This is a genomic window from Nocardia mikamii NBRC 108933, from assembly GCF_001613505.1.
GTDB lineage: Bacteria > Actinomycetota > Actinomycetes > Mycobacteriales > Mycobacteriaceae > Nocardia > Nocardia mikamii.
In genome coordinates this window covers 61576-88152 of record NZ_BDCM01000019.1, presented here as the reverse complement: position 1 = coordinate 88152, position 26577 = coordinate 61576, and the positions used below count along the sequence as shown (strand labels likewise).

The 26577-nt window shown below is 69.1% G+C and carries 20 protein-coding genes; 3 read left to right on the top strand and 17 right to left on the bottom strand.

The genetic code is table 11. The features are described 5' to 3' along the window. Positions 1–18: 18 nt before the first annotated feature. The 5 genes from NMI01S_RS28400 to NMI01S_RS28380 form a co-directional block, all read right to left on the bottom strand. Positions 19–435 carry a PE domain-containing protein gene (locus NMI01S_RS28400; protein ID WP_157126416.1) on the bottom strand — a complete coding sequence of 139 codons (417 nt, stop codon included), beginning with the start codon at positions 433–435 and terminating at the stop codon, positions 19–21. Between the two features lie 12 nt (positions 436–447). Further along, positions 448–4464, bottom strand: a complete 4017-nt coding sequence (gene eccCa / locus NMI01S_RS28395) for a type VII secretion protein EccCa (protein ID WP_063001783.1) — start codon at positions 4462–4464, stop codon at positions 448–450. Continuing rightward, complete coding sequence (gene eccB, locus NMI01S_RS28390) at positions 4461–6026, bottom strand: type VII secretion protein EccB (protein ID WP_063001782.1); 1566 nt, start codon at positions 6024–6026, stop codon at positions 4461–4463. Before eccB ends, eccCa begins: the two co-directional genes overlap by 4 nt. A gap of 4 nt (positions 6027–6030) precedes the next feature. Then, positions 6031–7791 (bottom strand): type VII secretion AAA-ATPase EccA, encoded by a 1761-nt coding sequence (eccA, locus tag NMI01S_RS28385; protein WP_063001781.1) that lies wholly within the window; start codon positions 7789–7791, stop codon positions 6031–6033. Positions 7792–8105: 314 nt separating this feature from the next. After that, positions 8106–9077, bottom strand: coding sequence for a C40 family peptidase (locus NMI01S_RS28380; protein WP_063001780.1), 972 nt, complete (start codon positions 9075–9077; stop codon positions 8106–8108). Between the two features lie 203 nt (positions 9078–9280). Between NMI01S_RS28380 and NMI01S_RS35570 the strand changes: the two genes are divergently transcribed. After that, entirely contained in the window at positions 9281–10789 is a 1509-nt protein-coding gene (locus NMI01S_RS35570; RefSeq protein ID WP_063001779.1) for a RodZ family helix-turn-helix domain-containing protein, read from the top strand. Positions 10790–10861: 72 nt separating this feature from the next. Here the strand turns inward: NMI01S_RS35570 and NMI01S_RS28370 are convergent, their stop codons facing one another. The 10 genes from NMI01S_RS28370 to NMI01S_RS35110 all read right to left on the bottom strand — a co-directional run bounded on the left by NMI01S_RS28370 (position 10862) and on the right by NMI01S_RS35110 (position 22027). Continuing rightward, a complete protein-coding gene (locus NMI01S_RS28370) occupies positions 10862–12814 on the bottom strand; it encodes a type VII secretion target (protein ID WP_084513352.1) in 1953 nt (650 codons plus the stop codon). Positions 12815–12912: 98 nt separating this feature from the next. Then, the gene (locus tag NMI01S_RS28365) at positions 12913–15543 is read right to left on the bottom strand and encodes a hypothetical protein (protein WP_063001777.1); all 2631 of its coding nucleotides are present in this window, start codon (positions 15541–15543) and stop codon (positions 12913–12915) included. Positions 15544–15548: 5 nt separating this feature from the next. After that, on the bottom strand, positions 15549–15854 hold the full coding sequence (locus NMI01S_RS28360; RefSeq protein ID WP_063001776.1) for a hypothetical protein: 306 nt from the start codon (positions 15852–15854) through the stop codon (positions 15549–15551). Between the two features lie 33 nt (positions 15855–15887). Then, positions 15888–16238, bottom strand: coding sequence for a hypothetical protein (locus NMI01S_RS28355; protein ID WP_036509607.1), 351 nt, complete (start codon positions 16236–16238; stop codon positions 15888–15890). Between the two features lie 27 nt (positions 16239–16265). Beyond that, complete coding sequence (locus NMI01S_RS28350) at positions 16266–17018, bottom strand: hypothetical protein (RefSeq protein WP_063920897.1); 753 nt, start codon at positions 17016–17018, stop codon at positions 16266–16268. Beyond that, positions 17015–17362 carry a YbaB/EbfC family nucleoid-associated protein gene (locus NMI01S_RS28345; protein ID WP_063001775.1) on the bottom strand — a complete coding sequence of 116 codons (348 nt, stop codon included), beginning with the start codon at positions 17360–17362 and terminating at the stop codon, positions 17015–17017. Before NMI01S_RS28345 ends, NMI01S_RS28350 begins: the two co-directional genes overlap by 4 nt. Then, positions 17359–18888, bottom strand: a complete 1530-nt coding sequence (locus tag NMI01S_RS28340) for a PE domain-containing protein (RefSeq protein ID WP_063001774.1) — start codon at positions 18886–18888, stop codon at positions 17359–17361. Before NMI01S_RS28340 ends, NMI01S_RS28345 begins: the two co-directional genes overlap by 4 nt. A 23-nt stretch (positions 18889–18911) precedes the next feature. Next, the gene (locus NMI01S_RS28335) at positions 18912–20642 is read right to left on the bottom strand and encodes a hypothetical protein (RefSeq protein ID WP_063001773.1); all 1731 of its coding nucleotides are present in this window, start codon (positions 20640–20642) and stop codon (positions 18912–18914) included. 12 nt (positions 20643–20654) lie between these two features. Then, positions 20655–21236 carry a hypothetical protein gene (locus NMI01S_RS28330; RefSeq protein WP_063001772.1) on the bottom strand — a complete coding sequence of 194 codons (582 nt, stop codon included), beginning with the start codon at positions 21234–21236 and terminating at the stop codon, positions 20655–20657. Between the two features lie 131 nt (positions 21237–21367). Further along, positions 21368–22027 carry a hypothetical protein gene (locus tag NMI01S_RS35110; protein WP_157126415.1) on the bottom strand — a complete coding sequence of 220 codons (660 nt, stop codon included), beginning with the start codon at positions 22025–22027 and terminating at the stop codon, positions 21368–21370. Between NMI01S_RS35110 and NMI01S_RS28325 the strand changes: the two genes are divergently transcribed. Together NMI01S_RS28325 and NMI01S_RS28320 are read left to right on the top strand one after the other, a co-directional pair. Further along, entirely contained in the window at positions 22011–23021 is a 1011-nt protein-coding gene (locus NMI01S_RS28325; protein ID WP_167669958.1) for a DUF4226 domain-containing protein, read from the top strand. The two genes, NMI01S_RS35110 and NMI01S_RS28325, sit on opposite strands and share 17 nt — an antisense overlap. Beyond that, positions 23021–24211: a lytic transglycosylase domain-containing protein gene (locus tag NMI01S_RS28320; RefSeq protein WP_245717065.1), complete on the top strand. Its 1191-nt coding sequence runs from the start codon at positions 23021–23023 to the stop codon at positions 24209–24211. The genes NMI01S_RS28325 and NMI01S_RS28320 overlap by 1 nt, the downstream gene beginning before the upstream one ends. Before the next feature lie 12 nt (positions 24212–24223). On the opposite strand, the gene NMI01S_RS28315 is transcribed toward NMI01S_RS28320, so the two are convergent. Then, positions 24224–25711: a C40 family peptidase gene (locus NMI01S_RS28315; protein ID WP_157126413.1), complete on the bottom strand. Its 1488-nt coding sequence runs from the start codon at positions 25709–25711 to the stop codon at positions 24224–24226. Further along, positions 25708–26571, bottom strand: coding sequence for an NlpC/P60 family protein (locus NMI01S_RS28310; protein ID WP_063001769.1), 864 nt, complete (start codon positions 26569–26571; stop codon positions 25708–25710). Before NMI01S_RS28310 ends, NMI01S_RS28315 begins: the two co-directional genes overlap by 4 nt. Between the last annotated feature and the right edge of the window lie 6 nt (positions 26572–26577).

Genomic DNA, 26577 nt, shown 5'->3' with positions numbered 1-26577 from the left:
GCACTCCCAGCCGAGTTGTCAGATAGCTACGACGCCGGCGCCGGCCGAGCTGACCTGCGCGCCACCCTCGCCATCGCTGAATTCGTATCGCTGAATCGATTCCGGCAGCTTGCTGTTCCCTTCGTGGAACTTCGTGATGCCGTTGTTGGTGATGTTGAAGAAGCCGCCCTGATAACTGGTGAAGGCGGACGACAACCCGGCGCTGACCGGATCCGCACTCGGCGGAGCCGGAGTACTGGCCGCGGCTGCGGTGTTCATCAAGCCGGACAGCGTGGTGGCGACAGCAGTGTTCGTGCTGTAAACAGCAGCGATGACTTCCGGACTGAACTGGAGATACATGGAGGTCTCCTCACAAGTGACGCCGACTCTGGTATGAGCGGTTACAGAAAGAACGCTATGGCATTCCCGCCCTTGGGAATGTTGTGCGGAATACACCACACCTTTGCGCTATTCCGGCCGTGGCACCCACGCGGCCTGGACCAGATCCCGGCGCGACTGCAGCGGCTCGACGAAGATGCCCCGGCCCACCGGCTGCTTGGTCGCCTTGACGTCACCGATCAGCATGCCGTCGAGTTTCGAGCCGTCCATGATGAATCCGGAGCTGTTCAGATTCTTGATCTGGCCGAGAACGTTGTCGTACAAGGCCATATCGGCCTGCGCGATATTGCGGGCGACGATGAGATGGAATCCGGTGTCGCGACCGTCGACGATGAGGTCCTTCAACGGATCCAGCGGATTGAGCCCGCCGCGCGCGGCCACCATGTGATAGTCGTCGACCACCACGAAGACCTCGGGGCCGTTCCACCATGAACGCTCCCGCAACTGCTGGGGCGTGACGTTGTCCGGTGGGCGCCGGGCGCGCATCTTCTGGGCGAAACCGGGCAGGCTGTCGATGAGGTCGCGCTCGCTGGTCAGATAGCCGATCAGCTGTTCGTCCGGAATCGCCTCCATGTGCTGACGCCGGTAGTCGACCAGCACCACCACCGCCTGAGCCGGAGTGAACTGGGTGCGAATCGATTCCAGCAGCGCGGCCAGCACCGTCGACTTGCCGCAGCCCGGCGAGCCGATGACGGCGAAATGCGTCGATACCCCGAAATCGACCGTGGCCGGAGTCAAATCGGATTCCCGGACACCGAACGGCAGCGCCAGTCGTTGCGCGAGTGTCTGCGGCTCCGGCCGCCCGGTGATGATCTCGGACATGGTGATCTGGGCGGGCAGCAGCTTGACCGCGGGCGCCCGGCGTCCTTCGAACCGCCGGTCCAATTCCGCGATCGCCGCGCTCATCCCCTGGGCGGCGGTGTCGGCATCGCCGGAACCGTCGATGCGCGGCAGCGCGGTCAGCATGTGCAGGCCGTCGGCCGAAATGCCGCGGCCGGGACGGTCGGGCGGGATGGAGGCGACCACCGCGCGATGATTGTTGAAGACGGTGTCGGTGAGATCGCCGAGCCGCAATTCCAGCCGAGTCTGCAGCAGATCCTTGACATTCGGCCGGATCGCCGCCCACCGCGAACTGCTGACCACCAGATGGATTCCGAAGTTGAGGCCTTGCAGCGCAATGGTTTCCATCACGGGCAGATATTCGTCGAAATACGGCCCGTTGACCGAGAATCCGATATCCCATCCGTCGATGACGAAGAAGACGTCGCCGTGTTCGTCACCGCGCGCGGTCAACTCCGCCGAATCCGCCGGGGATTGGCGCCGGCGGCGGAATTCGCGCATGCTGTCGATCCCCAGCTCGCTGAACAACGCCTGCCGGTGGGCGATCAGATTGGTGATCAGCGCGAAGGTTCGCCGGATCCGGTCCCCTTCCCGCGCCGAGGCCACCGATCCCACATGCGGCACGCCGCGCAGACCGGAAAGACCGCCGGAGAAGTCCAGGCAGTAGAACTGCACCTGTTCGGGACTGTGGGTCAGCGCGGTCGCGATCACCAAGGTTTGCAGCGCAGTCGATTTGCCCGACTGCGGTCCGCCGACCACCGCGAGGTGACCACCCGCGGCCGACAGGTCCACGGTCCACACGTCCTGACGCTGCTGGCGCGGCTTGTCCACGATCGCCAGCGGAATCTGCAGTGCCCCGGGCTGGACGGCGGTGACCAGGCGCTCCAGGGTCGGCGGCACGCCCAGCGGGGGCAACCACATCTTGTGGGCGGGACGCCCGTGCCCGGCCAGCTGCGCGAGCACGGTCTCCATCAACGTCACCGCGTCGTTCTCGTCCTCGGATTCGGGCAGGACGAGCCGCGGCTCGACGACCGGTTCCGGGCGGGCGGCGACGACGTGGGCGGTGGTGAACCGTTGCGGCGGTTTGTATCCGCCGCCGGGGCGCCGGGCCCGCTGCGCATCGGCCGGTGAAGCCGCCTGCGCGGGTGGGATATACGGCGAGCCGACGTACGCGGCCTGGAAACGCTGCAGATCGCCCGCGCCGACGCGCAGATATCCCGAACCCGGCTTCTTGGGCAGGTGGTAGGCGTCGGCGGTGCCGATGGCGTCGCGGGAATCGCTGGTCTGGTTGGTGCGCAACGCGATTCGGTAGGACAGGTGGGCCTCGAGCTCACCCATCCGGTTGGCGGGCACCTTCTGCGAGGCGAGCAGCAGATGGATGCGCAGCGAGCGGCCGAGCCGGCCGATGGCGACGAACAGTTTCGCGAAGTTCGGATGCTGTTCGAGCAGTTCGGCGAACTCGTCGAGGATGATCAACAGGGTGGGCAGCGGCGCCAGCTGCGCGCCCTGCTCGCGGGCGCGCTCGTAATCGGCGACATTGGCGAAGTTGCCGGCATCGCGCAGCACGCGCTGCCGGCGCGCCATCTCGCCGTTGATGACGTCCTCCATACGGGTGACGAGATCGGCTTCTTCCTCCATGTTGGTGACGACCGCCGTCACGTGGTGCAGGCGGTCGAAGCCGAGGAAGGTCGCACCACCCTTGAAGTCGACCAGCAGCAGGTTCAGCACATCCGGTGAGTGCGTCGCGACGGCCGAAAGCACCAGGGTCCGAAGGAATTCCGATTTGCCGGAGCCGGTGGCGCCGATGCACATGCCGTGCGGGCCCATGCCCTCCTCGGCCGACTCCTTGATGTCGAGGTAGACCACCTGTCCGGCGGGATCGTGGCCGAAGGGGATGTTGAGCCGGGCCCGGTCGATGTCGCGGCGGCGGGGCCACTGCCGCTCCGCGCGGATCGCACCGGGATCGATGACCCCGACCATCTCCTCCCACGACGTCCCGGTCCCGGCCTGTTCGGCGACCACCGCCTCCACCACCGTGGACAACCGGAACGGTGACAGGCCGCGGGCCAGGGCCGTCATCGCCGGAACCGAGATCGTGTCGGCGACACCCACCCGGCGCAAGCCGCGTGCGGTCACCTCGTGCAGTTCGCGATCCGGGGAGACGGTGAACTTCAGTGCGCGCGGCAGACTCTGCTCGGTGCTGCCCAGGCGTATCCAGGTGCAGCCGTCCACGCCCGAGACGTCGCGTTCGCTGGCCGGCCCGGTGATATCGACGAGCAGGATGTAGTGCGTGCGATCCAGGGTGGGCTGGCTGTTGGCCGAGAAGGGGCCGCGGTTGAGCCCGGCGAGCACCTTCGACCGCAGCTCGGCGACCGTGCGATAAACCATCCGGCTGGAACCGATGGCATCGGTCTCGCTCGGATGCTGGGTGTGCGGAAGCCATTTGAGCCACGCCCACTGCGGGGCGTCGGGATCGGCCAGCACGGCGGCGACGGCGACCTGGTCCGGTCCGTGCAACACCGCGATCTCCGCGATCATCGCGCGCACTAGCCCGGCCACCGCCTCCTGATCACCGTCGAATCCCACCTGCGGGGCCGACAGCAGATTGATCGCGACCGGCATACCGCCCACCGTCGAGTACGCCTTGGCGAACCGGGTGACCTCGACGACGCCGACGGGATCGAGATCGGAGGTCGGGGCGGCCTCGGGCACGATCACCCGGACCTGATTCGCGATGCGCCCCCGGCCGATTCGCACCCGCAGGAACTGCGGGCTGGCCACCTGCACCTCCCACATCCGCTTACCGCCGACCAACCGGGCGATCTCCGCCGGGCCGGGATGAGTGTGGCGCAGATAGGTGTAGAGCTCGGCTTCGGCGGTGTGCACCGTCTTACGGTTCTCCCCGATGGAACGCAGGTAATCCTTGCGTTCCTCGTTGAGCGAGGCCGCGCCACCGCCGCCGCCACCGCTCATACCACCGCCGACCATGCCGAACATCGACACCAGCATCATGACGGGGAACATCATCATCATCGGATTGACGGCTCCGCCACCGTTGCGGAACATCATCACCATCATCCCGCCCATACCGGCGACCATGACGACCGGCATGATCATCCGAATCCGGGACGGCGGAACGGGTTTGGGCAATTCGGTGGGCGGCTGCAACCGCAACTCCGTGACCGCCGGCGCCTTCGGCCCGCGTTCGGCGCGGGCCGGGCGGACGAAGCGGCGTGTGCTGGTCATGGACCCCCACCTTCCGACTGCTGTGGCAGACCGACCGCGGACTTGTCGGACGGAATTCCGTCGTGCTGGACGCGGGCGTCGCGCTGGGACAGCGCCGGGCCGACGGCGAACAGCGACACCACGCTCCACGGCGCGGGCAGCGGCGCCCGCAGACCGAGCGCGGCCAGGGTCTGATCGCCGATGGCGCCCGGGGCCACGTCGATGCCGTAGCGCACGCCGCTGTCGGAGATCCAGTACAGCGACTCCCGCAGCGGTGAGGCCGGATCGGCGCCGGTGACCTGGACGAACCGGCCGGTGCCGCCGGGCATGTACGCGGTGTCGGCGGTGGCGCCGTGCGACGCCGGCGCGGTGACCAGGCCGACGATACGGGTCTGTTGTTCGGCGGTCAGCGGGAGCCGTCGCCCGTACAGCACCTGGGTGCTCGCATTCGGATCCCGGCCGCCGCGCGACCAGTGGTAGCAGGTCACGCCGTAGCGGTTCGCCTCGACGACCTGCACGGCCCGCGCCGGATAATCCTCTGTGCCGGGCCAGGTTCCGGGTCGCAGATTGGCGGCGACCACATCCGGGCCGACCGCCATGGTGGTGGCCGTGCCGTGCGAATCGGCGTTGCGGACGACGGCCGCCAGCACCGCGCTGATCTGCACCAGGCCCGATTGCGAGGCCAGATAGTAGGAGGCGGGGCGGTCCGGGCTCGACACGCTCAGCACCGATCCGACGGGCACCGACAGGCCCGAGGAGAGCGTGGTGACCCCGCCCGCGCCGGGCACGTCGGGCACCCGCAGCGGAGGCACCTCGGGTATCGCCTCGATCAACCCGCGCGAGGCCTGCGGAACCGGCATGGTGGCGTCGATACCGAGCGCCAGGGTGACCGCGGAGTCGCGCAGATCGATCGCCGCGCGCACCACGCCCTTGTCGCGATCGTCGTAGACCAGCCAGGTGATCGAACCATTGCGCAGCAGCCGCGCCTGATCACCGGACAGCGTGTGGGTGGTGTCGTCGTCCACGGTCAGCGGGCCGCCGATGGCGGTGGTGACCACCGCGGAGCCGGCGGTGGTGGGCAGGCCGGTGGTCCGGTCGATCGGTGCGTCCGCACCGGTGCGGGTGGTATCACACACCGTCCACGAGGAGTCGGTGTCGGTGCTGCCGACGATACTGTCGGGAGCGCCCGGAATTCCCACCCACGGACCGCGCGGATACTTGTCCAGCTCCTGCTGGGAGACCGGCACCGGGTCGGCCGCCTTACCGCTGATCAGCCGCGCCGAGGTCAGATTCAGCGCCGGATGCAGTCGCCCGCCGACCTTCACGTAGAGCGCGCCACTGTTCTTGTCGGCGACGATGTCGGCGTTGCCGACCTGTTTGGCGGGCTTGAAGAACGCCATCACCGCGGCGCCGGCGACGACGACGCAGGCCAGCGCGATTCCGATCGAGAGCGCGGTGGATCGGCCGCGCTGCGGATCGTCGATCATGGAGACCTCGCGCCGCACCAGCGCGTGCTCGATCCGGCGCAGCAGGAACCGCCACCCCGATATCTGGTGCTTGGTCACCACCCGGAATCGCGCCATGGCGTCAGCTGGTCGCGGCCGGCGCCAAACCCGACAGCGCGGCGGCGATGTCGAAGGCGTCGATCGTCATCAATTCCTCGTTGGTGAGTGCGGCGATGTCGACGTTCTCGCGGGTGAAGCGGTAGTCGCGTTCGGCCTCGGCGGCCTCGACGACATTGCGGATGAACCGGCCGTTACCGGCCAGATCGATCAGCCGGCGTCCGTTCTTCGTTTGCGACGCGAGCTGATCGCAGCGTTCCCGCAGTACCTCGCGCGCCTGTTCGGACAGCAGCGAATCCTTCTTGCGCGCAATGTGATCGGCGATCTGGACCAGTTCGTCGCCACCGTAGCTGGAGAAGCGGATGCGTTTGGTGAAGCGCGAGGCGAGACCGTCGTTGGAGGCCAGGAACCGGTCGATCTGATCCTCGTATCCGGCGATCACCACCACCAGCTTGTCGCGATCGTTCTCCATCCGCGCCAGCAGGGTGTCGACGGCTTCCTTGCCGAAGGCGTCGCCGCCGGACAGTCCCTCCTGGATCAGGGTGTAGGCCTCGTCGATGAACAGCACACCGCCGAGCGCGGAATCGATGAGGGCGTTGGTCTTGGGTGCGGTATGGCCGAGGTGGGTGCCGACCATGTCGTTGCGCGACACCTCGATCACTTCCGGATTCTCGACCACGCCCAGACCGGCGAAGATCTTCGCGATGACGCGGGCGATCGTGGTCTTACCGGTGCCGGGCGGGCCGGAGAAGATCAGGTGCTGCGATTTGGATTCCACCGCCAGCCCGCGCTTGGCCCGGACCTGATCCATCAGTACGCCGGACTTGAGCCGGTCGACCTGCTCCTTGACCGAATCCATGCCGATCTGAGCCTGCAGCAGCTCCGAGGCCTCCGACAGCAGTGCCTCGCGTTCCTGTTTCGCCGACGCCGCCGCCGCCTCGGCGGGATCGTCACCGGTGGTGGGATCCCAGAGATCGGTGCGCGAGGCGAGCAGATCGGGAGTGGTCACCTCCAGCCGGTAGGTCTTGTCGCGAACAGCGCGCTGCCACTCCTCGCGGTCGGACCACAGCCCGGATCCCTGCAGTCCCTTGAGGATCCGGTCGGCGTTCTCGTGATCGCCGTTGTGCCGGTACAACATTCCCAGCAGGAAGTGCGCATCCGCCCAGATGTAGGAGAGGTTGCCCGAAGCGCTGTCCTCGACGATGCGTTGTGCGCGCGGCATCGCCTCGCCCAGGCGGCCCAGATGCGCCAGCGCCTGCGCCGCCATCAATTCGGCCGCGATGTCGAGCAGGCCGTCCTCGATGACCGGTTTGGCGGTGCGGGCGGCCAGCACGTCGGACCAGCGCTTGGTCCGGAAGAACAGGGACATCCGCACGAAGTCGGCGACGTCGTCGCTGGGTACCTGATCGAGTATGGCGGCCGCTTCCTGCCATTCCCCGCCCTCGGCATAGGAACACGCCTGCGCGATGGCGATCTGATCGCGGTCGGCCATCGCCACTCGCAGGCCGTACATGCCGATTTCGACCTGACACCACAGCGACCGGTCGACCAGACCGGCTCGCTGCTGGTCCCGATAGAGGTTGTGGACCGATCGATAGGCGCCGTAGATCACCTCGGAGGTGATATCGCCGGCCATCGCGCGACCCAGCCAGGCGTCGCACATATCCGGATCCAGATCGGTCGCGGCGCGAAAGGCCGCCAAAGCTTGTTGTTCGTTGCGCACGCCCCCGGCGACCAATCCCAGAGATTGAACACCCGTATAGAACGCGTCCTCGGCCGCTGACACCTGGACATCCCTTTCGACGCTCTCGCCTGCCCGAACCATAGACAGTCCCCGACCCGGGCGAAGATCGCCATTTCCCAAACATGGGAATACCAGGAATCGCGCTTTCGGATGCCCGCACCGCCGGTGCGCGACCTGCGGAAATGAAGTACGGCCACCGACATCTATGGTGGGCCGCTATTGAATGTACCGTTATTCGACGGTATGATTATTCGTGTGGATCGGCAGTCCTCATCCTGACGATCCGCCCTTCGGAACGAGTGCTCGCACACCGCGATCCGGCCACGGGCACTCGTTCCGAATCAGCACACCGGCCATCACATCACCCGCACCACGACGGCCTCGCTCGGCATGCGCGACCATTTGACCGTCGAGCCCGAATACGGTGCCTCGATGACCATGCCGTTGCCCGCGGCCAGCTGCACATGTTCGGGGCCGCGCGCACTGAACGAGCCGGCCGGGAACACCAGATCCCCCGGCCGCACATCCTGCGGCGGAATGCGAACGCCACTGTAGATCTGCTCGTACGTGGTGCGCGGCAGGACGACCTTGCCGTCGGTCGCCTCGGCGATCGCGTACTGGGTGAGTCCGGAGCAGTCGAATCCGCCACCGCTCGGACCACCGGCCCCGCCACCGCCCCACACATAGGGAAGACCCAGATACGCGCTCGCCGCACTCACCGCCTTACCGCCGGCCGTACCGTCCGACGGGACCGGCCGGTGCATCGCCGGCAACGCCCGAGCCGTCCGCGCCACCGACGTGGTCCGTGGGCGCGGCCGGCGCCGGCCGCGCCGGCCAGGATTCGAGGTGAGCCGCCCCCGAACGGTTTTCGGTGTCGCGGGCGGCACGATCTGCGCCGCGTGCCGCTGCGCCTCGGCGAGGTCGGTATCGACCTGGCGGGCCGCATTCGTCACCGCGGTATGCGCGGCGTCGAGCAGAGCAGGGCCGCTGAAGCGGGTGTCGCCCACGGTCGCGATGGCACGCAGCCGAGTCTGCAGATCGGCGATCTGACCGTTGACCACGCTGCGGCCCTTGACCGTTCCGTCGCCGGCAGCGGTTACCGCCTTGTGCACCACCGCATCTCGCTCGGCATGCGCACCGGCTACCGAGGCGTGCATCCCGGCGGTCTCGTGATAGCCCGCCATCAACGCGCCGGTACGCAGATCGATGGCGGAATTCGACAGGGCCGCCGAAGACGGCGCCGCCTGCACGGCGGGACTGCCGGTACCGTAGAGCTTCAGCAGGGAATTCAGGACGCTGTCGAGTCCGACGGTCAGTTGTGGCGACATTCGACCGCCTCGCCATCGCTGCGCATCGAACGCCTCCCGATTCGGCCCGGCTGCCCCGAGACCAGCGAAACTCGCGGAACTTCGCATACCCGAAGTCGTCCACGACTATGCGGCACCGCCGCCGTGATGCGGAAACCGCATGACTTCCCAATTGCGGGAAGGGCCGACAATGAGGACGAACTCGAGGGAGGCGGTGCAGCGGCATGCCGGAGAACACGGCTGGAACCGAAACTATCGGCCTGCCGAAGCTGTTGCAGGACGGCGTCACACCCACGACCGGACTGCCCATGGCGGGCAGTAACGGGGTCACCGGCTCCGGACCGCTGGCGGGGAATAGCGTTGCCGGGCCGCAATTTCCGGCCGGCGGGCCGCAGACCGACGCGCGCGTGATCAACGCCCCGCAGACACCGGGCGCGGGACAGCCGGCGGCGCCCGGATCCGCCGGCCCACCGCCCGGCGGCCCTCACGAGCCGGGCGGCCCCACCAAACCGGGGCCGGGCAAGCCCGACCCGACCAAGCCCGACCCGACCAAGCCCGACCCGACCAAGCCCGATCCCACCAAACCCGACCCCACGAAGCCCGACCCCACCAAACCCGACCCGACCAAACCCGACCCGACGAAACCGGCGCCCCCCACTCCCCCGCCCGCCAATCCCGAGAAGCACTACTGGACCGTCGAACTCGACCCGCCCCCAGGTGCGAAACCGGCGGTGAAAGCCATTGTCGCGCTGGCCCGTACGGCGATCCAGACCGCGGTCGACCTGCTCGGTCGCGGTATGCCGGTGCCACCGCCGGAGGTGGCCAGTCTGCTGAAACCGGTGGTGTTCACCAATCTGGGGAAGAGCGACACCACCGTCGGCTACCGGCAGGCCATCGCCGCGGTGAACGCGCGGCAGACCTCGCTGCTCGAATACGACCAGCAGATCGCGCGAACCTCGGTCCTGGTGGCCGCCAGCAAGGACGAGACACTCGGCAGTATCAAACACATCGTCGCGGAACTGCAGACCGTGATCAAGGCGGTGCCGGCGAAGGCGACCACCGCCCAGCAGGCCGCCCTCATGCAGCAGATCAGCGCGGCGGTGGCACAGGTCTATCGCCTCGTCGACGCGGTCTACGCGGACAACCAGTCCCGGGCGGGTACCAGCAACGGCAGCGGTTCGGGGTCCGGCAGTTCCAGCGGCCGCGGCAGTTCCTCCGGTAGCGGCTCCGCGTCGGGCGGTACCGGCTCCTCGGGCGGGGGTGGCGGTCTCGGTGACATCCTCGGGCAACTGCTGCCCATGGCCGCGATGATCCTCCCGATGGGAGCGATGGTGGCGGCGCCGCTGGTCACCCAGGCGATGCAGAAGAACCAGAAAGACAAAGAGGCCGAACTACATTCGAACGGTGAGGTCACCCCCGGCACGGGCGCCGCACCGGCGGCCACGGACCCGAACGCGGCCGTTCCGAACGGCGCCGGACCGGCCGCCGCTCCCGCTGCCGTGGCACCCAACGGCGCGCCGACCGCAGTCGCCCCCGGCGCGACGGCTCCGGGCACCGCCGCGCCCACCCAGCTGGCGGGCACCACCGGCCAGACTCCCGGCACTCCGCCGCCGATCACGGCCCCGGCCACCGGTGCGTCGGCCAAGGATCGGACCAAACCACCGACCGCCGCGGCCGATCCGAATGCCGCGACACCGCAGGATCCGGAGAACGCGAGCGAAGTCGCTCCATAACCCGCACCAGGACGTGCGAGATACCCGAGCGGTGCCGGTGGGGGAGCGAATCGCCCACCGGCACCGCCTTTTTCAGGGGCGTCCGGTCACATCGGGTGCGGAGGTGTCCGGAGCCGAGACCGCGCCGGGCGGCGGTCCGCCGGCCGTCGGCGGTGCCGAGACCGTGGGAGGCGCGACCTGCGCCACCGGGGCGGCAACCGGGCCGCTCGACGCGGCCGCGGGGCGCGAAACCCGTTCGTCCACACCGGTGGACACCGCGGCCGGGGCGGCGACGAAGCGCGGATGCTTCACGATCTGCTCGTGGGCGTAGACCGCGTCGCGCAATTGCTGGCGCGAGGCCTCCCCGGCCAGCAGCAGAACCAGTTCGTTGCAGCGACGTTCGAACACGAGGGCACGCAACGCCGCGGCCTCGTCGTCGACCCGCAATTCGCCGACGTCGACCCGTCCGACGTCGACCCGGTGCGGCAGCATGGCCGCGGTGAGCAGATCGTCGGCATCGCGCAGTTCTTCCCACCACGAGGCGGGGATCGGGCGGCCCGACCCGAGCGCGGCAAGGATCCGGTCCCGGATGCCGCGCGACTGCGCCGCGTCGGGGCCGCCGGGAGCGCTGCCGGCGACCAGCCGGTGGGCCTCGGCGGCCAGTTCCTCACAGCGCGCGCGGATCTGCGTATCCGGCACGGCCGCAACGTGTTCCAGAGCCTCGCCGGATCCGGCGAGGGCCAGCCGATCGGCGGTGTCGGGAGTGAACACGCGCAGGTCGACGTCGTAGGAGGGGCCGACCAGATCCTGCACGGCCACACTCGGGAACCGTTGCCGCAGTCCGTGGTCGATCGATCCGGACGAGACCAGCGCGGTCAGCTCCGCACCGGCCTTGCGGCCCCAGGCCAGACCGAATTCGGCCAGCACCCGCGCCGGGTCCGAGACGCCTTCCCACGGCGATGCGGGGTCACCGGAACCGTCGGCGAGCACGTCGTCCCAGATCCACGGCGAGGACACCTCGCGCGGCAGATACAGCCCGGCCGGGAACCAGCCGCGGCCCTCGTTGGAGGTGATGAACACGCCGGCGCCGGCCGGACCTCGCAGCACCGCGACCGCCCAGTGCAGTCCCAGCACGGACGAATCCACCGCCGCCAGCACCGCACCCAGCAGGGTGCGGGCGATCAGCAGATCGTTGTCCACGGCGTCGCCGACGACATAGGCCGGTTCGGCCTCGGCGTCCTTGGCCTTGGCGACGGCGGCCGCGAACGGGGTCGGCACCGGAACCGGCGGCAGATCCCCCGCGGCGGTGGTGCCGTTCGGCCCCTGCCCGCGCTCGTCGGGCCCGAAACCGGACGGCGGGCCGGCGGGACCGCCCGGAGGTACCACACCGGACGGCGGCGTCGCGCCCAGCGGACCGGACGACGGGCCACCGGGGCCACCGCCCGCTCCGGCCGGACCCCCGGCGGCGGACGTGCCGGTACCCGTGCCCGCACCCGCACCCACCGGCGCCGTTCCGGGCGCGGCGCCGGCCGAATCCGGTGCGGCCGAGGATGTTCCGGGTGCGGCGCCCGGCGCGACGCCCACCGGAGTGTCGGCACCGGTGTCACCGGGCGTGGGGGCGCCGGCATCGGCGGGCCCGGAGCCCGGCGCGCCGACCTGCGGTCCGGTGGGGGCCTGGGTGCCCGGGCCGGGCAGGGAGGGCGACTGCTGGTGGGGCGCGGAGCCGGATCCGTTCGTATCGTCGTACCGGCGGATGTTCGCGGCGCCGTCCTCGTCGCTGCGTTCGAAGGCGGCGGCGGCCGCGCGCAATTTCGCCGCGGTGTCGCGGTGTTCCTTGGCCAGCGCGATACCCGCGTTCTGTCTAGCCTGGTAATAGTCCTGCAGGGCGCCGAGTACGGGGTCCGCGATATGGCCGTAGGTGTTGGGGAATTCCCGCAGCCAGTCGGTGGGAGGCTTCGCCCATTCCAAGGTGTCTTCGGCGACCCGATCGTGCTGAAGGGCCAAATCGAGTAAGACCGCAGGGTCGACTTCCATGCTGCCCGACATGCCGAATCAGATCCTTCCCACCGGTGACGTCCTCATTGTCGAGCCTTCCCACTCGCGGGAAGGGCGCGGCGGCGCGGCCCGGCACGCCATCCGATGCACTACCGAGGGGGCGGGGCGGTGATCGTCGGGCGCCGCACCGGTTCGGGCGTGGGGGTGCCGACCGGGACGGCCGCCAGATATTCCGCCACCTGCCCGTGCGCGTAGACGATGTCGCGCAGCCGCTGCCGGGACGGTTCTCCCGACATCAGCAGGACCATCTCGTTGCAGCGGCGTTGCGCGACCGACAGCCGCAGGGCGGCCGAATCGGTGGCCGATCGGCCCGCGGAATGCTCGGATCGCAACTCCCCCAGGGGAACCCGCGAGACGTCGGCCAGTAGCGGCAGCATCGAGGCCGCCAGCAGTTGATCGGCGTCGAACAGTTGCTCCCACCACTGCGCCTGTACCTGACCTCCCTGCAGGATCGTCTGCATGATGCGATGGCGGAGTTCGGCGGCGCCCAGCGAGGCGAACGGATCGGGACCCGACACCGCGAGCCGCTGATGCGCGTCGTAGGCGAAGTCCAGACCTCGGCTGCCGATCCGGTCCGCGGGGATCGCGGCGACCCGTTCGAGGACCGGCGGCGCGGTCACCAGCTCCAGGCGGTCGGCCAAACCCGGTGCGGGAGTGGAGAAATCCATGGTCGGGGCGGGCTCGACCGATCCCTCGAGCGCGACCTCGCCCAACTGCCGGGCCAGCAACTCGTCGAAGGGTGCCGACGACACCAGCGCCGACAGCCGGGCCCCGGTACGCCGCCCCCAGCTCAGTGCGAATTCGGCGAGCACCCGGGCCGGATCGGCCAGCCCCTCCCAGGCCGGCCCCTCGGCCACCGACCATACCCACGGTGTCGACAGTTCGCGCGGCAGGAAGACTCCCGGCGGCAGCCAGCCGCGACCGTCGTTGGACGTGACGAACGCGCTCACGCCGCCGTCGTGGCGCATGATCGACACCGCCCACTCGGTACCGACGGCGGGTGCGCCGCCGGCGGCGAGCAGACTCGCCAGCAGGCTGCGTGCCAGGACCAGATCACCGTCGACCCGTTTACCCAGCATGAAGGTGGGTGCCGCCGCGGCGGCCATCGCGGCGCCCACGGCATCGCGAACCAGGTCACCACTGCCGGTGGTGGTGTCGTGACTGTCGGGCGACTTGTCGCCGGGGGCCTTGTCGGCGCCGGCACCCGGCTCGCCGGGATGGCGGCCCGGCGGCTGACTCTTCGCGGGCCCGGTGGCGGGCGGCGCCGTGACGCCGGGCGCGGACACACCGGGAACCGCACCGGGAGACCCACTCGGCGGGGACGTAACCCGCGGCGCCGCAACGGCATTCCGGGAATCCGGCGCGGACGTCGCGCGCGGGTCCGCCGCCGGTCCCGCGGCGGCGGGCGAGTTCGCCACCGGTGGCCGATCCGGCGTGAACGTCGGCTGTTGCGCCGTGAACATCGGCATCTGCGCCGCCATACCCGCCACCGCACCCCACGACGGCGAGCTCTCCGATTCGGTGACGTGATCATCGGTGCGGCGGCCGGGCCCGGCCGTGAGATCCGGCGCGCCCGATTCACCGGTCCGCCGCTCGGCACCGGAATCGGCGGTGACGGCGCGACCGTCGTCGCTGCCGGTCTCGTTGTGCGAAACTGTCTGCGCCGCACCGGCATCCGACTGTGCCTGTGGTGCGTCCACCGTACGGTGCTCCGGCGCGACCACCTCGGCCACAGGGGGCCCGTCGTCCGCCTGTGCGGTGGCCATCGGCCCGAGCGCACGACCGCCACCCGTGGGCGCGGGCTGCGGCGCCGGCCCCGAGCCCGGCTGCACCTGCACGGCCGGCCCGGCCGAGGTGCCGTCCTCCGGCGCGGGTGCGTGGCCGGTGCCCGGTTCCACCTCGTCGGGCGCGCCGCTGTCCCAGCCCGGAAGCCGGGACAGCGGCAGTTGTGATTCGTTGGGCCGCAGGAGGTCTCGCAGATCCTGCAGGCTCGGCAGATGGGGGACGAACGGTCCGCCCGAGGGCCGTAGTCCCTGCGGCAGCGATCGGACCCCGTGCGTGCCGGGCGCACCCGGGCCGTCGCTGCCCGTGCGATGCGAGCGGTATCTCGGCCCGCCACCCGGGCCGTCGGAGCCCTCCGGCCCATTGCGCCACGGCCCCGGCTGCCCCAGTGCCGCCGCGATCGCGGCCAATTCCGGCAGACCCTGCGGACCGACCTCGCGCAGCGCCGCTGCCGCGATATCGTCCACCTCGGCGCGGGCCTCGGCGAGGATCCTCCCGATATCGCGTTGGAGGCGTGCGTCCGCCTCGCTGCCGTCCCCGCCGGCTTCCTCTTCCTTCTCCCGCGCCGCCGCGGCGGCTGCCCGCGCCGCACGAATCTTGCGCAATGCCCCGTCGACGGCGTTGAGGATCCGGTCGCGGGTGCGGTCGACCAGACTCGACATCTGCCCGAAGGTATCGGCCGCCGCGACCAGCGCGTCGACGAATCCGCGCAGCGTGCCCTGCTGCGCCAGCAGCTCGTCCTTGATCGGCTGCAGGCTCGCGCTGGAGCGGACCCGATCATCGAAAGCCCGTCGCATGCGATCGGCCTCCGCCGGATCCAGCGCTTCGGCTCCCTCGCGCGCCAGCGCCTCCAGCCGGCCCCAGGCGCGCGGAGAGATCTCCGGCCAGTTGTCCCCGACGATGGCCTTCCAGTACGGGCTTTCGCGCTCCGGGCTCATCCGGATCAGACCGATTCGGACTGTACGTGTCCGCCGCCGTCGATATCGGCGTTCTTCAGGCCCGTCGCGGTGCCGTGGGCACGGGTATGGGTGGCGTGGGTCCGCCCGCGCAAGTCTGTGGCGGCGGTTTCGAACCAGCCGGTGACCTGATCGAAGACGCCCTTCAGGCGGAAGTCGAGCGGTGCTGCCGGGCGCTCGTCGACGGTCCAGCCGCCGGTGGTGGCGCCGACCTGGTCGGCGAACGATATCTTGGCCGCTGCGACCTTCCCCGAGACGGCGATGACGTCATCGGGATCGTCGATATCCAACATGGCGGGGACCTGTCTCGAAAGTGATTGCGCTGGTCAGGAATTGGTGCCGAATTCGGCGATCTCCATGGCACGGTAGGAGGATTCGGTGGGCAGATCGAAGGAGTCGATCGTGTACGGCCGGGTGCCGTTGTACTCCATCTCCGACCGCAGGCCCACCCGCGATTTCGTATGCGCGAGCCGGGCCAGTCGCAGGATCTCGGCGGCCAGCCAGGTATCGCCGTTCTCGCGCGCGTCGTCGGTGAGATGCAGGCCGACGACCTCACCGTCGCGATCGCAGGCGACGCCGACGGTGTGATCGGGGTTGAACACCTCGTAGACGCGGTTCTGCCAATCCGGTGCGGGCGGAGCGAGTTCGTCCTCGTCGTAGTCGTCGTAATCGGACATGGTCGGACTCCTGTCGTTGGTGCGAAGCTAGGGACCTGTGACGATGCCCGGGGCGGACACTCGCCCGGGCGGCGCGGAAACGGCGGGGCCGGGCGGTTGCCCGGAGGCGACCGCATCGTCGGCCGTGCCCGACAGCCGGGCGGAGATGGCCGACCACGCCTCGTCGCCGACGGTCATGACCTGGTGCAGCTGCCAGAATCTCGTACCCAGATACATTTCGCCGGTGCCGTCCGGTCCGACATCCAAGTGGTCCGGGCCGTCGGTGGCCGGGTTCAGCGTGATCGTCGTCAGCGGCGGTTGCATATCGTCGACGTTGACGATCGTGGCGCTGCTGCCCGGTATGAAACTGGTGCGGCAGCGCGGGTCCGAGGCCGGTGTCAGCTCGGCGCTGTTGGTGGTGATCGTCACCTCCGGATTCAGCAGCAACTGCAGGACCCAGGAGCGCGCGGCCGGCTCGGGGCGCGCGGCGGTGATCGAAATCGCCAGCGACGCCGCCAGATCCACCACCAGTACCGCCTGCGAGCTGGTGACGCCGACGACGACCAGCCGGCGCGCGGTGCCCACCGGATCGGGCAGATCGTCGGCGGCGAAGGTCATGGCGGCCGACCCCGCGCCGGCCCCGGTGACCGGATAGGCGTTGACGGTGCCCGTGGCCACGTCGATCGTGTAGGCGGCCAGCAGATCCGGTGTCCGCTCGGCCAGTCCGGCCAATCGCACCAGACCCTCACCGTGCAGCCAGCGCACGGTGTCGGCGACGGTCACACCTCCCGGATCGGTCACGAAACCTGCTCCGGCACAGCGGGTTCCGATGCATCCGACGCGTCTCCCCAGGGATCCTGCGCCATCAGCAGCTCGTACTGACGGCCGGCGTCGGCACTGCTCTCCCGGATCGCGGCGATGATCTCCGCGACCAGCTCGTGCGACTCGAACCGATCCACGGTGCCCGGCGCCAGGTACAGATCGGTCAGCCGGCCCATCGCGTCGACCTCGGGAATGACCGCACCGCTCGGCGAGGGCCGGCGGGCGCGGATGGCGTCGATCTTCTCGCGCAGGTCGGCGATCTTGTGCCGGAGGTCGCGCGCGGCGTCCAGGGCCGCCTGCACCTCGGGATGGATGTCACTCATGCGGAACCTCCGGTTTGCGTCGGAGCCTGGTTGGCCGGTCCTGGTGTCGCCGGTGTCACGGTCGGCGCGATGGTGGGCTTCTCACCGATCACGGCGTCGGTATGCGGCGTGTCGTCGACGTACATCAGGCGATCGGGATGCCAGGCCACCACCCGATTGCGCTCGTTGTTGGCACCGCCGCCGCCCATGCCGGGAGACATCGGCATGTACGGCATCATCGGCGAACCGGCACCGGCCGCGCGCGCCGCCGTCCCGGCCGAATTCTGCAGCGACTCGATGACCGGCGTGCGCGGCAGATTCGACGACACACTGCTCACGGCACCCGTGGCCGATCCCACCGTGGGCATCGGCCCGACCGCGACGGGCGAGGACGTCGCCGAACCGATCGCGCTGGTGAGATCGCCGATCGGGGTCGCATCCGCGCCGGCGCCGCCGCCACCGCCGGAGTATCCGTAATCGCCGCCGCCGGTGTCGTATCCGTAATCGCCGTAGCCGTAGTCGTCGAGGGATCCCGTACCGAGATCGTTCGATTGGTTCATGCCCATCATGGGCATGCCGGCGGCCATCATGCCACTCATCACCGTCGGCAGCATCGAGGCGAGCGTGCTCATCATCTGACTGCTGTCGCCCGAACCGTTCGACTGCCCGGATGTCGATGCCGCCGTTCCGGTTTCGGAATCTCCGGCATTCTGGGCCTGCTCGACACCCACCGTCGAGTAGTAGGAGCCGATCGTCTCCGCCGACCGGGCGTTCTGCTCCTGGAATTTCGCCAGCGCGGCCTGAATTCCGAGTTGATTCTTCGACCGCATGGACCGCACCAGTTCCTTACGCGCGGCGATGATCTCCTCCGGGGTGGGGTGTTTGGCTTTGGCCGTGTCGAAGGCCTTCGTGTAGGTGTCGATTCCGTCGGCGAGTTTGCCGAGCGTGGAGCCGAGCGTATCCAGCCATGTGCGATGGCGGCCCAGCCGCGCGGCGGCGTCGGAGCCGACCGGCGTCCAGTGCTGCATGACGGAAGCGGCGCCGTCGACGCCGGTCAGCGCCGCCGCATGCGTTGTGCCCAGATAGTTCCGGAGGTCGGAGACGAATCGGGTGGCCGGTCCGGTGCCGGGTCCCGCCCGGAGCTGCTGGGCGAAGGTCAGCGGATCCACCGCACCACCCGAGGTGGGCAGACCGAAACTCGGCGGGCGCCGCAGCGCCGGCGGATCGATGTCGGACACCGGATTCGCCAGCACTTCCCCACCCGGCCCGCCGATGACGCGTGCGCCTTCGTCGTCGGCATCGGTGTAGCGCTGCGCGGCCTCGCCGATCTTGTGTGCCGTCCGGTGCACCTCGTGCAGAATGCCCGCCATCCCGTTCATCAGGTTGGCGGCATGGGTGTTGAGCTGCGGAACCGCCTGCGCAGAAATGGGATCGCTACCCGCGGGCAGCACCCAGCCCGTGGGCATCGACGCACCGGTGCCGCGCGCCAGCTCGGCCAGTGCCGCCGCCGCGGCGGCGAGCTCGGTCGGATCGACCTGTAACGCCACACCTGCCTCCTCTCACCACAGCCTCAGGTCGGCGTCCCGACCGCGGCCGACAACACCCCGCCCTGCTGATCTCCGGGCATCGGCATCCCCGGCGCCGCGTCCGCCTGGTGTTCGGGAGCCGTGGCCTCGATACCGCGCGGATGCTGAAATTCGGTGAATGTGCCGAATTCCCCGGCCTTTCCGGACATCGTGTCCATCTTGTCGGAGTCCAGCTTCTGCAATTCGCCGTCGATGATCACTTCGATACTGCCGTCGGCGCCGGATCCGAACACCACGAGCAGGGCGGTGGCCTTCTCCCAGACGCCCACGTCGCCGGTCATCAGCTGGTTCGGATCGACGTGATCGCCGATCTGCTTGTTGTCGGTCCACTTCGCGGTCGTCTTCTCGTACGCCTTCTGCGCGTCGGTACCGCCGTGATTGCCGAACGCCGCGTCGAGCGCCTGTGCCACGATGAGCGACACCTTCTGCGTGCGCCCGTCGGGGAACGGGTATTCGACGGTGCCGTCGGCACCGGGGGTCCGTCCCGGTGGCACCGCACCGGCCTGCTGGGCCTGCGAGGACGTAGCTCCCTTCGGCGCCGCATCGGACTCGGCGGGCGCCGCTGCGGGCGAGGCGGCCGGCTGGGTCGGCTGCGGAGTGGCGGAGACCGGTTGCGCCGAGACCAGCGGCTGCTGCGGATACGTCGACTGCAATCCGCCGTTGCGACCGTTGAGGCCCGGATCCTGCATCTGGCGCATCATCTGCATCTGAGCGAGCATCGGCAGCATCTGGCTCATCATGTCGCCCATGCCGCCCATGCCCGAGCCCATTCCCGAACCGAGAGAGCTCATTCCGGAATCCGGTGAAGTCATACTGGCCGGAGTGGCCGAGATCGGGCTCGTGCCACTCGTCGAACCGGTGCCGAGTCCACTGGGATCCGACGCCGAATTCGATCCGGTGGACAATCCGTCGGTGAGCGAACCACCGGTGCCGGTGCCGGTTTGATCGGTGCCGGTGCCGTCGAGGCCGAAATCCATGGGGGTGTAGGAGTCGTCCCCACCGCTGCTGCCCTGCTGGCCGAGCAGGTCGGGATCGTAGGTGGTACCACCACCGCCGCCACCACCGCCGCTGCCCGTGGCCGCCGCGAGCTGCTGCTGCAGAGACTTGTTCTGCTCCTTCAACGTCTTGACCTCTTCGGTGAGCTTCTTCAGCTTCTCCGCTTCGGCATCGACTCCGTCGCCATTTTCCTTTTGCTTCTCCTTCGCGTCGTTCATGATCGTCTCGCCCGATTTCAGGCCCTCGGAGACGTAGGTCATGATGTATTCGTTTTCGTTCTGACCGTCATCGGGCGGCTCGGCTGCCTTGGTATTGAACTTCGTCTCGATCCAGTCCGCGACCTTGTTCTGACTGGCTTCACGATCCGCGATGGTCTTGGTGACCTTGTCGAAGACCTTGTTGTGCGCGTCCAGCATGGTTTCGAACGCCGACTGCAGTTTGAACGCGAGAAGTTGGTAGCTACTCATCGCGTCGGATCTGAGATCCCCCATATTCAAGTTGACCTGCGGGATATCTTCGGCCTTCGGAAGCTGCTTGATATCGCCCGAGCCGTACGCCTTCCAGAACCCGACCACGACGATCACGAGCTGGACGTCCATGAGGTTGATCGTCGCCGGCTGGAGTTTGAACCGGTCGTCCTGCGGATACGGTTGCGGGCTGACGCCCAAGTCGTCCGGCACCAGCAGCGGCGGCATCTGTTTCGTGGAGGATTCTGCCATCTGATGTCACACCTACACCGGGACCGCGCGCGGCGTAGCGTCCGGGGCCGGTTGCTGCGTCACACCTGTTGTGGTCGCCGGCTGTTGCGCGACGGTGCCGCCCTGGTAGTTCAGTGTGGCGACCGAGCTGTCGCGGAAACTGTTTCCGGCCAGATCCGCACCCGCCGGGCGGACCGGGATAGCCTTGATCTTCGGCGCCCCAGCATCGGCTTCCGGGTTGTAGATCGCACTGCCGAGAGTTCCACCGGCGCCACGCAGCAACGCGCGGCCCAGCGATCTCTGCAGACCCTTACCACCACCGCGGGCGGCCACATTCTTGACGGTTTGCAACGGGATCTTGCCGATCAGCCCGACACCTTTGCCCAGCAGACCCTTGGCGAGCAACTTCTCGCCGAACATACTGCCGATCTTGCCCCCGGGAACCGCGGCGAGCGCACCGGTGATCGCCGCAGCCTTGAGTCCGTCGGTCACACTGCCGGTTTCGATGCCCGTCCAGATCCCATCCGTCGCGGCGCCGGCGACCGCACCGACCACGGGTATCGCGGAGACCGCGCCGACGACCACGTCCTTCAAGCTGAGCCCCAGAAAACTCATGAGATCACCTATCTGCGACGAGCACCCGGACTCGAACCGAACAGCCGCGACGTTGGGTTGTTGCGACACTCACGACGAGTTCATTGTCGATGATTCCCAGGGCTGGGAAGTGACCATCGCGGCCGCACCAGTCAGGATGATTCAGGACGATCCGGGCGTTCGGGAGGAGTGCGCGTTGTGACGACTCTCCGTAGTGACCTGCCGACGACAGCCGCTGTTGCGCACCGGTTTCCGATGCCACGTGCGTCGAGGTGAGCCGCGATGACGAGCGCGGAGATATGGCAGGCCACCGTACCGGAGGACAACCCGGAGCCGGTCGAATCCGGCTCGGAGACCGGCGAGGGGCAGTCCGCCAGACCGACGCCGTGGTCCAAGCCGGCGCGGCAGAGCCCGGGACGTTCCGGTCTACCGATATCCGGCAGCCCGGCGGCATCCGACACCGCGGCCGCAACGCCTGTCCCGGATTCGATTCGGCCCGAGGCGACTTCCGGCCCGCGCACGGCACCGACCGCATCGTCCGTTTCGGCGTCCCCCGCATCGACGTCCCCCTGGGCGGCGGGCCGGACCGCATCGGCGGAATCGGCGACCACCCCGACCCCGACCCCGGCGACGGCGACGGCGACGGCGACGGACTCCGCGGCTCCGGCGCCCGCGCGCGCTGCCGGTTCGGCCCTGGTGACCCCGCGCTCCACGGCGCCGGCGGCCGAGGACGGCGACGCCGACGACGGCGGGATGTCCGATCCCAGTGCCCTCACCTCGGCGATGCTGCCCGCCATGACCATGCTGCCCATGCTCGCCTCCGCCCTCGCCGGCCTCGGTAAGAACGGTTCGGGCACACAGCAATCCGGCTCCGCCAACGGCGGTGGAACCGGCAGCAACGGAAGCGGCGGGCTGACACCCGAGGCCCAGCAGGCCCTCGACGCGCTGCGGAAACTCAAGGACACCTACGGTGAGGAGGGCAAGGCACCGACGAGTCCCGATGCCGCCGGCAGCGGAAGACAGCTCGACACCCGGACCGGGTCGGGCAGCAGCGCCGGCACCGGGAAAACGGCCGCGCAGATCAAGGCGCACCAGCTGTTCCAGCGCAATGCGGCCACGGCTTTCAACACCCTCGACAACGATCTCGTCGACTACATGCGCCGCCATGCGGGAAAGCACACCATCGACAAGAAGGCCGTCGCCCAGCTGCTGCGCGATGTGGATACCGCGCTCGCCCAGCTCGGATCGGCGGCCTACACCAAGACCGGACAACTTCAGGTCCACCGGATTCTCACGAAGGCGCTCGAGCAGGCCACTCGCATCGTCGGCGGTGGCAGCGCGAACTCGAAGGAGGCGGCATCCGAAATCAATCGCCTCACCAAGCAGTACATGTACAACTTGGCCGGACAACAGCTTTCACGTTCGGGCGGATCGGGGACCAAGGTCGGCGGCACCGTCGGGCAGTGGATCCAGCAGGCGCTGGGCGTCCTGGCCGCCGCCGGGGTCGATACGAGCCGCATAGATCCGCAGGCGATCGCGATCATCATCCAGCACGAATCGGGTGGTAATCCGTCGGCCACCAACAACTGGGACAGCAACGCCGCCAACGGAACTCCGTCGATCGGCTTGATGCAGACCATCGGACCGACGTTCAATTCGTATGCGCTGCCCGGCCATCGCAACATCTACAATCCGGTCGACAATATCGTCGCGGGAGTCCGGTACGCGATCTCTCGGTACGGCTCGGTCAGCAATGTGCCGGGTGTGGTGGCCGTTCGCAACGGGCAAGCCTATCGGGGCTACTGATGGCCGGGACCCGAGATACGGCCGAACCGCCGGAGGGCGGCGGAACTCAGACCGGAATCGCCACATCCGAACCCCGTTCGCGCGCGAGCCGATCTCCGGCACCGGCACCCGCGAGGCCCCGCGGCGGTCTGCCCTCGACACTTCCGGGCATCGGAGCCGCCACCGCGGCCCCACCGAGCGCACCGGCGCTGCCCGCCGCCGTTCCGTCCGCGGGCACCGCGGCGGCCGCGTCACTGGCCGGCGGTTCGGATATCGCGATGCTGGCCGGGGCGGCCGGCCCACTGGCGATGGCCGCGATGAGCACGTTGAATTCGATCGCCGGCCATTTCGGTGAGGGCGTCCCGACCGCGGAGACGGGCCGATCCGCCGCGCCGCCGACCCTCGCCGACACGGGCGCGCCGACCGGTCCGATCGCCTGGGACAGCGGCGCCGGAGCGCAGTATTCTGCTGTGCGCCAGTCGAATTTCGCCGAGTCCGGTGCGCTGGGCGAGGTGAATACCGAACTGCGCCGCATTCTCGGAGGCACGGTCGAGGACACCATGGCGGGGCGGGCGGCGATGGCCGCGATCATCGCCGAGACCGATGCCGCGCTGACCGCGCTCGGCAAGGTCGGCACCGGCGCCGCCGCGCAGAGCCAGGTGGTCGCCGCGCTGGATGCCGCCCTGCAGCGCGCCGGTTCGGTCCTGCGCGGCGGGCAGGCGCAGTCGGCGGTCAGCGCGGAGCAGATCAACGCGCTGGCCGCGCGCTATATCCGGGACTCCGGCGGCGGGCGCCCGGCCCGGGTGTATCGAGCGGCCGGCGCGAGCGGAGGGCCTCCGGGGACGCGTCCGGCAGGGGCGGTCGGTCAATGGATCGACCAGGCGATGCAGATTCTGCGTCAGAACGGTTACGACACCAGCCGGATCGATCCGGCCGATATCGCCACCATCATTCAGCACGAATCCGCGGGAAATCCGCACGCGATCAACAACTGGGACAGCAACGCGGCGGCCGGAACACCGTCGAAGGGCCTGATGCAGACCATCGACCCGACCTTCGACGCGTATGCCCTTCCGGGGCACCGGGATATCTGGAATCCGGTCGACAACATCATCGCCGGTGTCCGGTACGCGATCCATCGCTACGGATCGGTCGATCGAGTGCCGGGCATCGTGGGCATGCACCGAGGGACCGGCTACGTCGGCTACTGAATGCCGGGCCGTTCACTTCGCCCAGCGAGTGGCGTGATAACTGCTGGGCAGATTGACCACGCGCACCACGGCTCCGGTGTGCGGGGCCTCGACGCACTTACCGTTGCCGATGTACATCATGACGTGACCGGGATTGCCGTTGTTGAACTCCGACTGCGGGAAGATCAGGTCGCCGGGCTGGATGGCGTTCGGGGCGACCTCCGGCAGCTGGCGGTACTGCGCCGAGGCGACCCGCGGAATCTGCACACCCGCGGCCCGGGCCGCGTATTGGGTCAACCCGGAACAGTCGAACGAATTGGGCCCTTCCGCGCCCCAGACGTAGGGATCGCCCTGCTGCTGCAGCGCCACCTGGACGGCCTTCTGCGCGGCCGACGACGCGGTCGTACCGGCCGGCTGGGTGTATTTCCGGCCCGCCAGGTTGTACATGTACTGCTTGGTGAGACGGTTGATTTCGGCCGCGGCCTCCTTCGAGTTCGCGCTGCCGCCGCTGACGATGCGGGTAGCCTTCTCGAGGGCCTTGGTGAGGATGTCGTGCACCTTCAGCTGCCCGGCCTTGGTGTAGGCCGCCGAGCCCAGTTCGGCGAGTTCGGTGTCGACATCGCGCAGCAGCTGAGTGACGGCCTTCTTGTCGAGCTTGTGCTTGCCGGCCAGGCGGCGCATGTAGTTGACCAGGTCGTTGTCGAGGGTGTTGAAGGCCGTGGCCGCATTGCGCTGGAACAGCTGGTGTGCCTTGATCTGCGCGGCGGTCTTCCCGCTGCCGGCGCTGCTGCCCGACCCGGTACCGGTGTCGAGCTGTTTTCCGCTGCCGCCGGAGTTGGGACCGGTGGGGTCCTTACCTTCGTCGCCGTAGGTCTTCTTGAGTTTCTGCAGTGCGTCGAGGGCCTGCTGCGCCTCGGGCGTCAGCGTGCCGCCCGAGCCGGATTGCTGTGTACCGGAACCGTTTCCGCCGCCGCCCTTACCGAGGCCGGACAGCGCCGAGGCGAGCATGGGCAGCATGCTCATGCCCATCATCGCGGCCGGCAGGATCGACATCATGGTGTCCGGATCGAGTCCGCCGCCGTCGTGCCCGTCCGCGCCCCGTCCGGCCGCCGGTTGCGGTGGAACGGCACCCGCACCGGTACCCGGTGTGGCCGCTTGTACCGGGCCACCGGTACCCACGGTCGAGGCCCCCACGCCCGAGGGGATCGATCCGGACGTCGCCGGGGCCGGGGCAGGCGGGGCCGGGGCGGCAGGTGCTGCGGCGGCCGGTGGCGCGGCAGCCGGTGGAGCGGCGGGCGTTCCCTCTCCCGGCGCCGCCTGCTTGCTCGGATCGGCTTGCGCCCCACCGGAACCGGGAGCCGCCGGTGCCGGCGTACCCGGTCCGCCCGGCTTGCGCTGCCCCGGCTTCGTCCACGGTGTGCCCGGACTCGGCGGATTCTCACCATCCTGTTCGGGCTCGGCATTCGGGTCCGGTTCCGGGACCGGGTCGAGGCCGGTATGCCACACTTCCGCACTGGTCATGATCCGCTCCCCAAAACCCGTTTCACTCGTACTCCGTCTCCGCTGGGCATGCCGGTCTCCAGCACGCCACCGGTGATCGGGTCGGCGGTCACCATCGCGGCCGGACCGACCGCGATGCCCACCCTGGTCGGCGCGTGCGACCGATACTCCCAGAAGACGAGATCCCCGGCCGAGATCCGGTCCGCTTCCACCCGCTGCCCGCAAAGACCTTGGGCGGCAATGGTATCCGGCAAAACGACCACCGACGAGACAGCGGTTCCGGGGTTCTGCGCGGACCGTCCGCAGCCCGTCGCCGCCGGCGCGGGCTCCGCTCCCGCGCGCCCCGCGCTCGCGACGGAATCACCGGGCGCCGCGCCCAGCACCCCGCAGCGGCCGGTGGTCCACACCGCCGAGGCCTGATAGATCACGTTCTTCACCAGCGTGGCCGCCGCCATCGACTGTCCCACCTCCGCGAGCGCGATCTGACGAGCGCAGTCGACGGCCGCACCGCCATTGGTCACCCGCAGCGCCGGCAATTGGTACGGCGCGGACTGCATCGCCGTCACACAATCGCGCTCCCACCCCGACACCTCCGAATCGTCGGGAGCGACGGTGATTTCGGCGAAGGGATTGGCGGTCGGAATATCCGACGGCTGGATCGTCTCGGTCGTTCCGGTGTTCGCGCTCGTATCGGTGGTGCTCTGCTCGTCCGGCCCCAGCGCACTGTCGCACTGGTACCGGAAATCCGCCGAGGCCGCCGAGCCGGAACTGTCGGTGGCGACCACCAGCACGGTGGCCAAGCCGAACAGTGCCGCCACCGCGAGCAGCCCGATCCACACCCACGCCGGGATCAACGAAAGGAGTATGAACCGACCCAGCATTGCGTA

What these genes read in the sequence shown, in the direction of transcription:
- NMI01S_RS28365 (WP_063001777.1), bottom strand. Translation starts at nt 15,543, where the DNA reads ATGAGCCCGGAGCGCGAAAGCCCGTACTGGAAGGCCATCGTCGGGGAC.
- NMI01S_RS28310 (WP_063001769.1), bottom strand. Translation starts at nt 26,571, where the DNA reads ATGCTGGGTCGGTTCATACTCCTTTCGTTGATCCCGGCGTGGGTGTGG.
- NMI01S_RS28315 (WP_157126413.1), bottom strand. Translation starts at nt 25,711, where the DNA reads ATGACCAGTGCGGAAGTGTGGCATACCGGCCTCGACCCGGTCCCGGAA.
- NMI01S_RS28335 (WP_063001773.1), bottom strand. Translation starts at nt 20,642, where the DNA reads ATGGCAGAATCCTCCACGAAACAGATGCCGCCGCTGCTGGTGCCGGAC.
- NMI01S_RS28360 (WP_063001776.1), bottom strand. Translation starts at nt 15,854, where the DNA reads ATGTTGGATATCGACGATCCCGATGACGTCATCGCCGTCTCGGGGAAG.
- NMI01S_RS35110 (WP_157126415.1), bottom strand. Translation starts at nt 22,027, where the DNA reads ATGGGCAGCATGGTCATGGCGGGCAGCATCGCCGAGGTGAGGGCACTG.
- eccCa (WP_063001783.1), bottom strand. Translation starts at nt 4,464, where the DNA reads ATGACCAGCACACGCCGCTTCGTCCGCCCGGCCCGCGCCGAACGCGGG.
- NMI01S_RS28320 (WP_245717065.1), top strand. Translation starts at nt 23,021, where the DNA reads ATGGCCGGGACCCGAGATACGGCCGAACCGCCGGAGGGCGGCGGAACT.
- NMI01S_RS28355 (WP_036509607.1), bottom strand. Translation starts at nt 16,238, where the DNA reads ATGTCCGATTACGACGACTACGACGAGGACGAACTCGCTCCGCCCGCA.
- NMI01S_RS28370 (WP_084513352.1), bottom strand. Translation starts at nt 12,814, where the DNA reads ATGTCGGGCAGCATGGAAGTCGACCCTGCGGTCTTACTCGATTTGGCC.
- NMI01S_RS35570 (WP_063001779.1), top strand. Translation starts at nt 9,281, where the DNA reads ATGCCGGAGAACACGGCTGGAACCGAAACTATCGGCCTGCCGAAGCTG.
- NMI01S_RS28325 (WP_167669958.1), top strand. Translation starts at nt 22,011, where the DNA reads ATGACCATGCTGCCCATGCTCGCCTCCGCCCTCGCCGGCCTCGGTAAG.
- NMI01S_RS28345 (WP_063001775.1), bottom strand. Translation starts at nt 17,362, where the DNA reads ATGAGTGACATCCATCCCGAGGTGCAGGCGGCCCTGGACGCCGCGCGC.
- eccB (WP_063001782.1), bottom strand. Translation starts at nt 6,026, where the DNA reads ATGGCGCGATTCCGGGTGGTGACCAAGCACCAGATATCGGGGTGGCGG.
- NMI01S_RS28380 (WP_063001780.1), bottom strand. Translation starts at nt 9,077, where the DNA reads ATGTCGCCACAACTGACCGTCGGACTCGACAGCGTCCTGAATTCCCTG.
- NMI01S_RS28330 (WP_063001772.1), bottom strand. Translation starts at nt 21,236, where the DNA reads ATGAGTTTTCTGGGGCTCAGCTTGAAGGACGTGGTCGTCGGCGCGGTC.